This window comes from Kineosporia sp. R_H_3, from assembly GCF_002198675.1.
Lineage (GTDB): Bacteria > Actinomycetota > Actinomycetes > Actinomycetales > Kineosporiaceae > R-H-3.
The window spans coordinates 1-13,078 of record NZ_MWLL01000125.1; the positions used below are offsets into that span (position 1 = coordinate 1).

General features: G+C 74.5%; 14 protein-coding genes and 2 tRNA genes. 13 read left to right on the forward strand and 3 right to left on the reverse strand.

The window, feature by feature from the left end; genetic code table 11:
* Positions 1-173: 173 nt before the first annotated feature.
* A complete protein-coding gene (locus tag ECOMGDLI_RS12370) occupies positions 174-947 on the reverse strand; it encodes a DUF4142 domain-containing protein (RefSeq protein WP_088317141.1) in 774 nt (257 codons plus the stop codon).
* A gap of 354 nt (positions 948-1,301) precedes the next feature.
* Here ECOMGDLI_RS12370 and ECOMGDLI_RS12375 point away from each other — a divergent pair, with 354 nt between their 5' ends.
* The 7 genes from ECOMGDLI_RS12375 (at position 1,302) to ECOMGDLI_RS12405 (ending at position 7,180) form a co-directional block, all read left to right on the forward strand.
* Positions 1,302-2,249, forward strand: coding sequence for a ferredoxin (locus tag ECOMGDLI_RS12375; RefSeq protein WP_088317142.1), 948 nt, complete (start codon positions 1,302-1,304; stop codon positions 2,247-2,249).
* Entirely contained in the window at positions 2,246-3,547 is a 1,302-nt protein-coding gene (locus tag ECOMGDLI_RS12380) for an NAD(P)/FAD-dependent oxidoreductase (RefSeq protein ID WP_088317143.1), read from the forward strand. The genes ECOMGDLI_RS12375 and ECOMGDLI_RS12380 overlap by 4 nt, the downstream gene beginning before the upstream one ends.
* 61 nt (positions 3,548-3,608) lie before the next feature.
* A complete protein-coding gene (locus tag ECOMGDLI_RS12385) occupies positions 3,609-4,322 on the forward strand; it encodes a response regulator transcription factor (RefSeq protein WP_233153427.1) in 714 nt (237 codons plus the stop codon).
* The gene (locus ECOMGDLI_RS12390) at positions 4,319-5,629 is read left to right on the forward strand and encodes a hypothetical protein (RefSeq protein ID WP_088317144.1); all 1,311 of its coding nucleotides are present in this window, start codon (positions 4,319-4,321) and stop codon (positions 5,627-5,629) included. The genes ECOMGDLI_RS12385 and ECOMGDLI_RS12390 overlap by 4 nt, the downstream gene beginning before the upstream one ends.
* 45 nt (positions 5,630-5,674) lie before the next feature.
* A complete protein-coding gene (locus tag ECOMGDLI_RS12395; RefSeq protein WP_088317145.1) occupies positions 5,675-6,250 on the forward strand; it encodes an AAA family ATPase in 576 nt (191 codons plus the stop codon).
* A gap of 29 nt (positions 6,251-6,279) precedes the next feature.
* Positions 6,280-6,819, forward strand: a complete 540-nt coding sequence (locus ECOMGDLI_RS12400) for a DUF1697 domain-containing protein (RefSeq protein WP_088317146.1) — start codon at positions 6,280-6,282, stop codon at positions 6,817-6,819.
* A 100-nt stretch (positions 6,820-6,919) separates the two neighbouring features.
* Positions 6,920-7,180 (forward strand): hypothetical protein, encoded by a 261-nt coding sequence (locus ECOMGDLI_RS12405; protein ID WP_088317147.1) that lies wholly within the window; start codon positions 6,920-6,922, stop codon positions 7,178-7,180.
* 6 nt (positions 7,181-7,186) lie between these two features.
* On the opposite strand, the gene ECOMGDLI_RS12410 is transcribed toward ECOMGDLI_RS12405, so the two are convergent.
* The gene (locus ECOMGDLI_RS12410) at positions 7,187-7,702 is read right to left on the reverse strand and encodes an HIT family protein (protein ID WP_088317148.1); all 516 of its coding nucleotides are present in this window, start codon (positions 7,700-7,702) and stop codon (positions 7,187-7,189) included.
* A 260-nt stretch (positions 7,703-7,962) separates the two neighbouring features.
* Here ECOMGDLI_RS12410 and ECOMGDLI_RS12415 point away from each other — a divergent pair, with 260 nt between their 5' ends.
* The gene (locus tag ECOMGDLI_RS12415; protein WP_158220990.1) at positions 7,963-8,766 is read left to right on the forward strand and encodes a phosphotransferase family protein; all 804 of its coding nucleotides are present in this window, start codon (positions 7,963-7,965) and stop codon (positions 8,764-8,766) included.
* 261 nt (positions 8,767-9,027) lie between these two features.
* Here the strand turns inward: ECOMGDLI_RS12415 and ECOMGDLI_RS12420 are convergent.
* A tRNA-Gly gene (locus ECOMGDLI_RS12420) sits at positions 9,028-9,098 on the reverse strand.
* Positions 9,099-9,265: 167 nt separating this feature from the next.
* Here ECOMGDLI_RS12420 and ECOMGDLI_RS12425 point away from each other — a divergent pair.
* From ECOMGDLI_RS12425 to ECOMGDLI_RS12445, 5 genes are all read left to right on the forward strand, one after another.
* Positions 9,266-9,339 (forward strand) — tRNA-Pro (locus ECOMGDLI_RS12425).
* Positions 9,340-9,380: 41 nt separating this feature from the next.
* Positions 9,381-9,788, forward strand: coding sequence for a VOC family protein (locus ECOMGDLI_RS12430; RefSeq protein ID WP_088317150.1), 408 nt, complete (start codon positions 9,381-9,383; stop codon positions 9,786-9,788).
* 122 nt (positions 9,789-9,910) lie between these two features.
* Entirely contained in the window at positions 9,911-11,347 is a 1,437-nt protein-coding gene (tig, locus tag ECOMGDLI_RS12435; RefSeq protein WP_088317151.1) for a trigger factor, read from the forward strand.
* Between the two features lie 374 nt (positions 11,348-11,721).
* Positions 11,722-12,300 carry an ATP-dependent Clp protease proteolytic subunit gene (locus ECOMGDLI_RS12440; protein ID WP_088282811.1) on the forward strand — a complete coding sequence of 193 codons (579 nt, stop codon included), beginning with the start codon at positions 11,722-11,724 and terminating at the stop codon, positions 12,298-12,300.
* A gap of 79 nt (positions 12,301-12,379) precedes the next feature.
* A complete protein-coding gene (locus tag ECOMGDLI_RS12445) occupies positions 12,380-13,054 on the forward strand; it encodes an ATP-dependent Clp protease proteolytic subunit (protein ID WP_088317152.1) in 675 nt (224 codons plus the stop codon).
* Positions 13,055-13,078: the final 24 nt, after the last annotated feature.

A 13,078-nucleotide genomic window follows, 5' to 3' on the forward strand; every position in this document is an offset into this window, starting at 1 on the left:
CACCTCCCTGCGCACCGCCGCCCTCGTGGCGCTCGGCGTAGGCCTGGGCGTCGGGGACGACGCATGGTTGCAACCTTCTTCGGTGTCGGTGCTCGGATGGTGCGGATGGCTCGAGGCCCGGAAGGCTCGATGGCTCTGACGCACGAGGTGGTGCCACGAGGCACGAGGTGGTGCTACTGCCGTCGGTGCGGCGGTGACGCCGGCTCCGGCGGCCGGACGACCCGGGTGCCCCGGGCCGGGAAGAGCACCCGGATCCCGAGGACGAGCGCGAGCAGCGCGGCGAGGCCGCCGGTGAGACCGACGAGCGCCTGCCGGACCTGCTCGTCGGTGCCGTCCCGGCCGGGGTGCCGGGGGTCGCCGAGGAGCACGAACCGGTGCTCCTCGGCCGCCGGTCCGGTGAGCGGCGGGAGGTGCCCGTAGTCGACGGCGCCGGTGCTGTCGAGCAGGTCGAGGTGGGTCTTGACGAAGTCGTTCGCGTCGTTGGCGAGCTCGCGGACGACGGGGTCCCGGGTGCCGGCCCGCACTGCCGCGATGGCGGGGAAGATCCGGCCGTGCGCCTCCCGCAGACGCTGCGCGAAGACCCGGTCGAACGTCGGCCCGGAGGCCGCCCGCATCTCGCGCAGCCAGTACGCCTGCTCCGGCGTCGGCTCGTCGGGCAGCTCGATGCCCAGCCGGCGTGCGGCGGTGACGGCGAGCTTGTCCAGGGCGATGTGCTGCGCCGAGATGAGCTTGCCGACCTCGCGGACCCGGGCCGTGGAGCCCTTGGTCTCGGCCATGTCACCGGCCGGGATCTCCCAGAGGCCGGCGAGCCGGACCCGGACGACGAGGTCCCGGTCGGCGGCGGTCAGCGAGGGTGCCTGGTCCGCCGCGGCCGGGCCGGTGCCGGCCCCGACGAGGGTGGCCATCGCGAGCAGAAACGCTGCGGCGCAGCGGGTCCGTCGGTTCATCGCGTCGGTCCTCCTCTCTGTCGCCGTCACCGTGCGTTGCCTTTCGGACCGCGCTCATTCAAGGAAGGCCGGGAGGTGGCGTCAACGCGCAGAGGTGCCGTTTAACGATTCCCTAACGTCTCGCTATGGTCACGGGGCAAAGATCGAGGTCTACTGTCGCCCCATGACAACCTCCGCCAACGCCTTGTCAGGGCTGGCGTTTCAGCGCAGGCCTCCAGGTCGCGGCCGGGATGCGACATCCTCCGGCCGCCGGGCGTCGCGAAGACTGCCCTTGAGACGCCACCGCACCGGGAGCCATCCGGCAGCCGGTCCACCGGTGTCGACCCGCACTCACGCTGCGTAGCAGGGCCGTCGATGATTTCGGGGATCACGACGGCACTGACCAGCACCGCGGCTCTCGCCGCACCGCCCGACAACGGTGTCCACGTCGTCGCCGCGTCGGCCGGGTTCGCCTCCTACCTGCTCGTCTGGGCAGCGGTCATGTGGGGCATGTTCCTGCGCAACGGCTGGGCGTCCACCCGCGTCCGGCACTCCACCCTGTACTCCACGCACATGGGGCTAGGGCTCACCGGGCTCTGCCTGGGCCTCGTCCACGGCGCCGCCCAGGCCGCGGCGCCCGTGACAGCGACCGGCCTGCTCGACGTGTTCCTGCCGTTCCGCAACCTCGACCACCCGGCCTGGGGCGACCTGCCGCGGCTCGTCCGGCTCGGGGAGGGCGTCGGGACGCTCGCCTTCGAGCTCATGGTCGCCGCGACGCTCGCGACCGCGGTGCGGCACCGGCTCGGCCAGAACCGCTGGCGGGCGCTGCACATGCTCAACTACGTCGGCTACCTGCTCATGGTCACCCACGTGCTCGTGAGCGGCAGCGACGCCGGCCGGCCCTGGGCCTGGGGCACGGTCGTCGGCACGACCCTCGTCACCGCGGTGACGTGGGCCTGGACGACGCGCTGGGCGACCGCCGCCCGGCGCCGCGGCGAGCGCACCCTGAGCATCAGCCGGCCCGGCAGCCGGCTGGAGATCGAGGTCGACGCCTCGCTGTGCCTGCGCTTCGGCTTCTGCGAGCACGAGGCGCCCGGGGTGTTCCAGCTCAGCGGTGACGGCCGGCTCACCTACGACGCGTCCGTCCCCGTGGACGCCGCGGACTCCGTCGTCCGGGCGGCCCGGGTCTGCCCGGCGCGTGCCATCCGGCTCGGCCAGGGCGCCACCGAGGTCGTCATGGCGGCACCCCCCACACCCCCGCACGGGTCGGTCGTCCCGCCGCCCGTGCCCATCGACCGTGCGAGCAGAAAGGTCCGGACATGACAGCGAGCCGCCAGCGGGCGGTCGTCGTGGGCGCCGGCCGCGCCGGGACGGCTGCCGTCGAGCAGCTGCGCGCCGCCGGGTTCGACGGCGAGGTCGTCGTCCTCCACGACGAGACGACACCCCCCTACGACCGGACGGCGTGCGCCAAGGGCGTCCTGTCCGGCAAGCAGCGTCCGGCCGACGTGGCGCTGCCGATGGACCCGCGGCTCGACGTGACGTGGCGGCTCGGCCGCCGGGCCGCGGCGCTCGACCCGTGGGCCAAGGTGCTGACGACCGACGAGGGCGAGGAGATCGGCTACGACGGGCTCGTCGTCGCGACCGGCGCCGCGCCCGTCGTCCCGCCCGGGTGGCCGGTCGGGCAGCCGGGCTTCCACGTCCTCTACACGCTCGCGGACGCCTGGCGGCTGCGCGGCGAGCTGCGGACGGCGTCCGTCGTCGCCGTCGTCGGCGGCGGGCTCACCGGGTGCGAGGTCGCGTCGTTCGTCTGCTCGAGCGGCCGCACGTGCATCCTCGTCGACCCGTCGGACCGCGTGCTCGGCCGTCCGCTGGGGCCGATGGCCGGGGCACTCGTCACCGACGAGCTCGCCCGGCAGCGGGTCGACCTGCGGCTCGGGCGCCGCGTCCGGCGGGTGGAGCCGGTCCGGCGGGGCTGGCTGCTGCTGCTCGACGACGGCACCGAGGTCGTCGCGGACGCCGTCGTCGCGACGGTCGGCGAGCGTCCCGACACGGGCTGGCTGGACGGCGTCCCCGGCCTGGACACCAGCGACGGCCTGCTGTGCGACGAGCGGCTGCGCGTCGTGGGCGCCCCGGACGTCGTCGCCGCCGGCACGGTGGCCCGCTGGCCGAACCTGCAGTACTCGCCCCGGCCCGTCCGGCTCGGGCAGTGGATCACCGCCTGGGAGCACGGCCGGGCGGCCGCGGCGACCCTGCTCGGCGGGGAGCCGCCGGGCGGCGCGGTGACGCACGTGCCGCGGTTCTGGTCCGAGCAGTTCGGGCTCCGGATCCAGGTGATCGGCATGCTGCCGTCGGACGGCGAGGTGCGGGTGACGTACCTGCGGCCCGGGCGCCGCGACGTCGCCCGCGGCGGCGTCCTCATCAGCCACTACGGCAGCACCGGCCTCGAAGGGGTCGTGGCGGTCAACGCCACCCGGGCCTTCACCTCCATGGCCCGCGGCCTGCTCGCGACGTCCGGCGCGGCGATCCACGCCGTGGCCGAGATCCAGGCACCGACCCACGCACCGATCCACGCAGGGATCCAGACACCGATCGAGGCACCGCGGCTGGCGGCCGTCGGCTGACGCGAGAGGCCCGGCCGCGGGACGACGAGGTCCCGCGGGCCGGGCCGAAGGAACCGGAGGCATGTCGGCGATGGCCCGACTGCTCGTGATCCACCAAGACATCGACGCACGTGCGTCGCTCATCCACCGGCTCACGGACGCCGGCCACACGGTCCGCAGCGTCCCGCGGGTCCGGGACTCGCTCGAGGAGCTCGTCTCGAACCCGCCCGACGTCGTGGTCATCGGCTTCGACGCGACCGACGAGGAGAGCGTCGAGTCCCTCGAGGCGGTCCGCCGGGTCACGTCCGCGGCGGTGCTCGCGGTGACCCGGCGCAGCGACGAGGCCGGCGCGACCCGGCTGCTGCGCGGTGGTGCGGACAGCGTGCTGCCCCGGCCCTGGGCGGCACCGCTGCTGCTGGCGCGGGTCCGCGCGCTGCTGCGCCGGACGAGGACCGTCGCCGCCCCGGACGCCGTCGTCGTCGGCGGCCTGCGGGTCGAGCCCCGGCGCCGGGTCGCCGTCGTCGACGGCCGCACGCTCTGCCTGACCCCGCGCGAGTTCGAGCTGCTGCTCTACCTCGCGCGCCGGCCCCGGCAGGTCGTCTCCCGGCGGACGATCCTCGCCGAGGTCTGGGAGAGCGCGTACGTCGACCCGCAGACGGTCGACGTCCACCTCTCGTGCCTTCGCCGCAAGCTCGGGGAGTCGGCGTCGCGCCCGCGGTACCTCTGGACGGTGCGCGGGGTCGGCGTCCGGCTCGAGCCCCCGGAGGACGACGCGCTCGCCGTGGGGACGTCGTGACCGCGCCGTCCGGCGGCCCGGTCCTCGCGACCCCGGCCGGCGGGGTCGGCGTGGGCCCGGGCGCCGTGCCCGGCGCGTGGACCCAGGGGACCGCCGTCGTCGACGCGCTGCGGGCGCTGCGGCCCGAGCACCGGCAGGTCCTCGCCGACACGTGGCTGCGCGGCCGCGGCGTCGTCGAGGCCGCGGCGGCGGCCGGCGTCCCCGCGGCGGTGCTCACCCAGCGGCTGCACGAGGCGCTGCGCGCGCTGGCCGCCGGCCAGGGCGGCCGGCGGGACTGGGCCGCCGGGGCGCACGTCGGGGTCGGGGCGTACCTGCTCCGGCTGCTCGACGCCGACGCCGAGCGGGTCTTCAGCGAGCACATGACGTCGTGCCCGGGGTGCCGCGCCGAGCTCGCCGGGCTGGCTCCGGTCGTCGTCATGCTCACCCGCGCCAGGACGCAGACCGACCAGGCCCGGAGCGGGCCGCGGGTGGCCCGGGCGATGGCGCCCGGCGCCGACGTCACGCCGCCCGTCGGCTTCCCGCGGCCGGACGGCGTCGCCGCCGTGCGCAGCCCTCCCGCCGGTGGTCCGGTGGTCGGCGCCCGGTCGTCGCCGGTGCCTGCGCACGTCGCACGGGGCGACGTCCGGGCCGTCGACGGCGTCGCCGGCGTCGCCGGCACCCGGCGCACGGCGCGGGCCGGGCTCCGGGCCCGCCGGGCGGGCCGCCCGAGGCTGCTCCTGCCGCTCGCGGCGACCGTCGCCCTGCTCGCCGCCGGCGGTGTCGCCGGTGCCGACGAGCTCGGGCTCGCCCCGGCGCCGGTCGTCGTGCCGCGGACGTCGGAGAGCGCGCCCGGACCTGCGTCCGGTCCGGCCTCCGACCAGCCGTCCGACGAGCCGTCCGACCAGTCGTACGACGAGCCGCCCGACAAGCCGTCGAGCGGGTCGTCGAGCGGGTCGTCGGGCGGGTCGTCGGGCGGGTCGTCGGGCGACGGCGTCCGGCGGGCCGACGCCGCCGACCCGAAGACCGGGGTGGCGGCCGAGGTCGAGGTCACGCCCGCACCGCCGGGCACACCGGGCTCTCGGGTGTCGCTGTCGCTGACGGGCCTGACGGGGCCGCGGTCGTGCCGGCTCGTCGCCCTGCGCGGCGACGGCGCGACGCAGGTGCTCGCGACCTGGCAGGTCCCGGCGTCCGGGTTCGGGACGTCCGGGCAGCCCGACCCGTTCACGCTCTCGGTCAGCGCGGCGGCCCCGGCCGCCGACCTCACCGGGCTGCGGGTCGAGTCGGTCGACCCGTCGGGCGGCGGCGTGCTGGTCCGGGTCCGGCTCTGAGCCCGGCGCGGGCGGGCTGTCCCCGCCGGGCGGCAGGATCGGACCGTGACCTCAGCGCAGCCCGCCGTGCCGCCGCGGCTCGTCCTGCTCAACGGCCTGCCGGGCAGCGGGAAGTCGACGCTCGCCGGGCGCTGGGCCGCGGAGCACCCGCCCGCGGTCGTCGTCGACGTGGACGTCGTCCGCGCCGGCCTCGACCATCCCGACCCGGCGGACGTCGACGCGGGCCTGCTCGCCCGCGAGGTCGCCGTCGAGCAGGCCCGGGGGCTGCTGCTGGCGGGCCGCGACGTCCTCGTGCCGCAGTTCCTCGCGCGGACGCCGTTCGTGGAGACCCTGGCCGCGCTCGCGGCGGGCACCGGCGCCCGGTTCGTCGAGGTCTGCCTCGACGTCGACCTGCCCGTGGCCGCCGCCCGGCTCGCCGTCCGCGCCGGTCGCGCCGAGCGGCCCGAGCACACGCTCGCGGCCGAGCTCCTCGCCCGGGCCGGCGGCCCGCAGGCGTTGGTGGACAAGCACTCCCGGATGCTGGACCTCGTCCGGTCCCGGCCCGGCACGCACGTCGTCCGCACCGTCGACGGCGACCCGGACGCCGGGTACCAGGTGCTGCTCGCGTTGCTGGCGGGCTGACCGCGCGACCGGGCGGATACCCTGCGGTCATGCCGGTCTGGGTGTCCCTGCTGCGCGCCGTGAACCTCGGTGCCCGCAACAAGGTGAACATGCCGCGGCTGCGGGAGGTGCTGTCGGACAACGGGTTCCGCGACGTCCGAAGCTACGTCCAGAGCGGCAACGTCATCACGACGTCCGGTCACCGTTCGCCGGAGCGGGTCGCCGCGACGGTCCGCGCCGTCGTCCGCGAGCACTTCGGTGTCGACACGCCCGTCGTCGTCCGGTCGCCCGCAGACCTGAGGGCGGTGCACGGCTGGTGCCCGTTCCCGGAGGCCGCTTCCGCCCCCACGCGGGTCCACGTCGTCCACCTCACGGCCGAGCCCGATCCGGACAGGCTCGCGGCGTTGCTCGCGGTCGAGCGGGGGCAGGACGGGCTGGCGGCCCGCGGCCGCGAGATCGTCGTCCGGTACGCGTCGTCGATCGACGGGAGCCGGCTCCAGCACGCGATGCTGCTCAGGCGGCTGGGCGTCGACGGCACCGCCCGGAACTGGCGCACCCTCACCGCCCTCGTCGACCTCACGAGCGGCTGATCCGGCCCGGATCGGCAGGCGCTCCGCGGCGGATCGCGGCGTACTCTCGAAGAGGGCGACGAGGCCCCCGGAGCGCCTCGTCGGCCACGGGGAGGCCCCCATGGACCTACGGCACCGCGTCGTCCTTCTGCGTGCGCACCTCGTCGTCGCACGGGCCGAGCGGCGGTGGCGCCGCGACCTGGCCCGCAGCCTCGGCGCCTACGCGACGCAGCGCGAGCGGGACGACCTGCTCGCGACCCTCGACCGTTACCCGGACGCCGAGACCCGGGTGTACCGGGAGGTTCTCATGCGCCCGGCGTCGCCGTCGTGGCCGGACCGCTGGCCCGCGACGGGCCGCGACGTCGCCGGCCGCCGCCCCTGACCCGGCTCACCGGGAGGCGCCCGCCCTGAGGCGCTCGAGGACCGCGCCGATCCGCTCCGCGAGGGCGTCCCGGTCCGCCTCGGTGACGTGCGCGGCCGGGTCCCCGCCGTGGTAGCCGAACACGTACGGACCCCTACGGTCGTCGGGGAGGTCCGCCGCTCGCGGCACGACATGGAAGTGCAGGTGCGCGAACCCCTCCGCCTCGGAGAACTGCATGACGTACGTCTTGACGCAGCCGACCGTCTCGCGGAGCGCGATCGACAGCGTCCGCAGCAGCTCTCCGAGCTCGCAGGCCTCGTCCGCGGTGAGGTCGGCGATCGTCGTCACGTGCCGTTCGGGGACGATGACGAGCCAGCCCGGCAGCGACGTCTGGAAGTCGTGGACGACGCGCCAGCGCGGGGTGCGGACGATGCGCTGCCAGCGGGGCAACGCCGCCGCAGCGGTGCGGTCGCAGACGTAGCACCCGGGCTCGAGCGCCCGGTCCTCGGTGGTGGGAGCGGTCGGGTCGTCGTCGGCGGCCATCCGTGGAGTCTCGTGCACCGGCCCCTGACCGTGCTGCCGCACCCATGCTCTGCTCTGCCCGCAGCAGCGAGCCAGAGCACCGGCCGGCGATCGATGCAGTGATCGATGCGCGGTTTCCGGGGTGATGACCCCGCGGACCGCACATCGATGCCTGCATCGATCGTGGCGACCGCGCGCGGACGGCGGGACGTCTACGGTCGGGGACCGGGATGCCCGGGACACGGCTCCGGTCATCGGTCGACGGTGGGAGGTGGGCGCGCGTGGAGTCGCCGCAGGACGGTCTCCGGGAGCGGGCCGCCGCTGCGGTCCGCCGCGTCGAGCCGGGCGCCACCGCACGGTCGCTCGACGTCCTCGGGTCCGGGCTCGACCACACCGCCTTCCGGCACGGCGACCTCGTCGTCAGGGTCGGCGCGTTCCCGGCGTGGGAGCCGGCGCTGCTCGTGCTGCTCCGCGAACGGCTCGGCTGGCCGGCCCCCGTACCGCGGCACGTCGAGGACGGCGCCATGGTCCTGGACCTCCTCCCCGGCGAGCCGCTCCTCGGTCGGCGGCCGCCGGCCGGTCTCGCTGCCGGTCTCGCCGCCCTGCTCACGGACCTGCACGCCGCGGACGGCGGGCTGCTCGAGGAGTTCGAGGCGCTGCTGCCGGACGACGACGCGGAGCCGGGGGAGTGGCTCGACGGTCTCGACGGCCCCGCCGACCTGCTCGCCGTCGTGCGGCGCGACGTCCCGCCTGCCGCGCCGGTGCGGGTGCCGGTCCACAACGACCTCGGGGCGGAGCACCTGCTCGTCGAGGGCGACCGGCTGACCGGCGTCCTCGACTGGTCCGACGCAGCGCTCGCCGACCCTGCCGTCGACGTGTCGCGGCTCCTGCGGGACCTCGGGCCGGGGTTCGTCGCCGGGCTCATGGCGCGGTACCGGGGACCGGTCGACCCCGGGTTCGACGACCGCGTGCTGTTCTACGCGCGGTGCGCCGCGCTCGAGGATCTCGCGTTCGGTGCGGAGACCGGGCGGCGGGAGTATGTCGAGAACGCCGTGCGTGCGGTGGGGTGGTTGTTCCCTGGGTGACGGGGCCCGCTCGTTCCTCGCGGGCCCGCTGCGCTCCGCCCGATCCCCGGCAGCGCTCCTGGTCCGGTCGTCGAAGGGGCGGGCCCGAAAAGCGTGGGCCCGCCCCTTCGACGACCAGAGCGGGTGACGGGATCCGTCGCTCCGCGGGCTCGCTCGTTCCTCGCGAGCCCGCTCCGCTCCTCCCGATTCCCGGCATGACCATTGGTCGTTGCGCGAGGAGGGCGCCCCCGAAAAGCGTGGGGGCGCCCTCCTCGCGCAACGAGCGGGTGACGGGAATCGAACCCGCATGACCAGCTTGGAAGGCTGGGGCTCTGCCATTGAGCTACACCCGCGCGATGGTCGGCAGCGGGGCGGAATGCGTGCCCGGCGTCGACCTCGCACGTCGTAGCCTAGTGCCTGCCGCCCGCTGGACGGGTGGCCGAACGGTTCCCGGCGGTGCCCCGGCCGTCGTCCTGGGCAGAGGCCACGGACGGTGCGCGGGGAGTGCGCCGGGCAGCCACGGGGTATGGCGCAGCTTGGTAGCGCGTCCGCTTTGGGAGCGGAAGGCCGCCGGTTCGAATCCGGCTACCCCGACCGGCAGGAGAAGCCCGCGACGCGGGTGCGGGAGGTACGGCATGCCGCTGCGGACGCGGTCCACCTGGTTCGGGGTCGTCCTCGACTCCACCGATGCCCGGGCCCTGGCCCGGTTCTACGCCGACCTGCTCGGCTGGCAGATCTTCAACGAGAGCGACACGTGGGTCGACCTCGCCCCGTCCGAGGACGCCGGCTACAACTTCGCCTTCGCGACCGACCCGCTGTACGTCCCGCCGGTCTGGCCGACGGTCGAGGGCCGCCCGCAGATGTCGATGCACCTCGACCTCGAGGTCGACGACCTCGCCGAGGGGGTCGCGCACGCCCTCGCGGTCGGGGCCCGGCTCGCGGACGTGCAGCCCCAGGACGACGTCCGCGTGCTGCTCGACCCGGCGGGTCACCCGTTCTGCCTCTACACGGACAGCCAGGGCGGGTCCGCCGCCGACGCCTGATTCGGACGCCCGCACGCAGACGGCTACGATGACGGGCGGCGCCGTCGCCGTCCGGGCGATGCGCACGCGTTCCGAGCGCGCGGTGCCTGACCCACGCCATCCATCCGCAGGAGAAGCCCGCAGTGAAGAGCGCCGTCGAGACCCTCAACCCGACCCGGGTGAAGCTCACCGTCGAGGTGCCGTTCGACGAGCTCAAGCCGAGCCTCGACGCGGCCTACAAGTCCATCGCGAGCCAGGTGAACATCCCCGGGTTCCGCAAGGGCAAGGTCCCGCCGCGCATCATCGACCAGCGGATCGGCAAGGGCGCGGTCCTCGAGGAGGCCGTCAACGACGCCCTCCCGAAGTTCTACGCCCAGGCGGTCGAGGAGAGCGACGTCCGCCCCCTCGGCCAGCCGACCGTCGACGTCACCGACGTCCCGGACCCGACCGCCGGTGGTGACCTCAAGTTCACCGCCGAGGTCGACGTCCGCCCGCAGATCGACCTGCCGGAGCTCGAGGGCATCGTCGTGACGGTCGACGACATCGAGGTCAGCGACGAGGACGTCGACACCCGCGTCGAGAGCCTGCGCGAGCGGTTCGGCACCCTGACGACCGTCGAGCGCGCGATCGCCGAGAACGACTTCGTCTCCATCGACATCACCGCGTCGATCGACGGCGAGGAGATCGACGCCGCGAACAACGTCTCGTACCAGCTCGGCAGCGGCACGATGCTCGAGGGCATGGACGACGCCCTCGCCGGCCTGCAGGCGGGGGAGACGACGACGTTCGTCTCCAAGCTCGCTGGCGGCGACCGCGCCGGCCAGGACGCGACGATCACGCTGACCGTCCAGGCCGTCAAGGAGCGCCAGCTCCCCGACCTCGACGACGACTTCGCCCAGCTCGCGAGCGAGTTCGACACCCTCGCCGAGCTGCGCGACGACCTGCGCGAGAAGACGGCCGAGAGCAAGAAGTTCGAGCAGGGCCTGCAGGCCCGCGAGCGGCTCCTCGACCACCTCACGGAGAGCGTCGAGGTCGCCGTCCCGGACGGCGTCGTCACCGAGGAGGTCAACCGCCACCTCGAGAACGAGGGGCGCCTCGAGGACGACGAGCACCGCGCCGAGGTCGAGGAGGAGACCCGCAAGGGCGTCCGCATGCAGCTCCTGCTCGACGCGATCGCCGAGAAGGTCCAGGTCTCGGTCGGCCAGAACGACCTGCTCCAGTACCTCGTGTCCTCCGCGCAGCAGTACGGCATGGACCCGAACGAGTTCATCCGCATGGTCGACCAGTCGGGCCAGATCCCGGCGATGGTCGGCGAGGTCGCCCGCCGCAAGGCGCTCGCCGCCGTCCTCGAGAAGGCCGTGGTGAACGACGCGTCCGGCAACGTCGTCGACCTCCAGGCGCTCTTCGCGCAGGACGAGGACGGGGACGACGGCATCCAGCTCATCTCCCCGGACGACGCGCAGGCCGAGGCCGGCGTCGAGGAGGCCGTCCCGGCCGCCGCGCCGTCCGCCGCCGACCCGACGGCGATCACCGTCTCCGACATCGGCGGCTTCGAGCCCGCCGAGGACCCGAAGAGCTGACCGCCCGCACCACCCGCACCACCCGTCCCGTCCGTCGCGCCGTCCGGAGCTCCGCCCCGGGCGGCGCGACGACTTTGTTCGCGCACGGCGCAGCCGTTCGGCGGGCCCGCGTGCGCCGTCAGCGAACATCGGTCGGGCCGGGAGCAAGACCTGCCGTAGTGGGCGTTAGGGTCGCTCGTAACGACGCCCCGCGCGTCGGCCGTCAGAGCTCGTGTGACACGCTCTGTCGACCGCCGCGACCAGCGTCACCGAAGACGTCGTCATCGCCGTCCGAGATCACCGGGAGTGCCATCGTGAGCCAGCTGATCGTGCCGGGGACGCCTTCCTTCGGCGAGCTCGCCGAGGGTCCGACCGCCCGCGGCCCGCAGCCCGGGATGGGTCTGGACGACCACATCTACAACCGGCTCCTCCGCGACCGGATCCTGTTCCTGGGGTCCGAGGTCCGCGACGAGAACGCCAACGCCATCTGCGCGCAGCTGCTGCTGCTCGCGGCGGAGGACCCCACCAAGGACATCTACCTCTACATCAACTCGCCCGGCGGCTCGGTCACGGCCGGCATGGCCATCTACGACACGATGCAGTTCGTCCAGCCGGACGTCGCGACGGTCGCCATGGGTCTGGCCGCGTCGATGGGGCAGTTCCTGCTCTCCGCCGGTGCAAAGGGCAAGCGCTACGCCCTGCCGCACGCGCGGGTCATGATGCACCAGCCGCTCGGCGGCATCAGCGGCACGGCCAGCGACATCAAGATCCAGGCCGAGCTGATCCTCCACATGAAGCGCCAGATGGCCGAGCTCATCGCCGAGCAGACCGGCCAGACGCCCGAGACGATCGCCCGTGACTCCGACCGCGACCGCTGGTTCACCGCGGAGCAGGCGCTCGAGTACGGCCTCGTCGACCACGTCGTCCGCTCGGCCGGTCAGGTCAGCGGCGGCGGCGGCACGACGGCGTCCTGACGCCCGACCAGCCCGCTGCGCGAGCCCTCACGGGTGCCGCGCCGACCGCAGCCACCAGACTCGTCCCCGGAGGACAGACATGAACGTGAACCCGCTCCGCGGCGGCCAGCAGATGCCGCAGATGCCCAGCAGCCGCTACATCCTGCCGAACTTCGAAGAGCGCACCGCCTACGGCTTCAAGCGGATGGACCCGTACACGAAGCTGTTCGAGGACCGCATCATCTTCCTCGGCGTCCAGGTCGACGACGCGTCGGCGGACGACATCATGGCCCAGCTCATCGTCCTGGAGAGCCAGGACCCGGAGCGGGACATCATCATGTACATCAACTCGCCCGGCGGCTCCTTCACGGCGCTCACGGCGATCTACGACACGATGCAGTACGTCAAGCCCGACATCTCCACGGTCTGCCTCGGGCAGGCCGCGTCGGCCGCTGCCGTCCTGCTCGGCGCCGGGGCCAAGGGCAAGCGCCTGGCCCTGCCGAACGCACGCGTCCTCATCCACCAGCCGGCGATGTCCGGCGGTGACTACGGCCAGGCGAGCGACATCGAGATCCAGGCCAACGAGGTGCAGCGCATGCGTGGTTGGCTCGAGGAGACGCTCGCCCGGCACTGCGGGCGGGACGTCGAGAAGGTGCGAACCGACATCGAGCGGGACAAGATCCTCACCGCCGAGCAGGCGGTGGAGTACGGTCTCGTGGACGTCGTGCTCGGGAGCCGGAAGACGGACACCCCCGCGTACGGCACCGAGAACTGACACGCCGATCCGTCAGGGTCATCC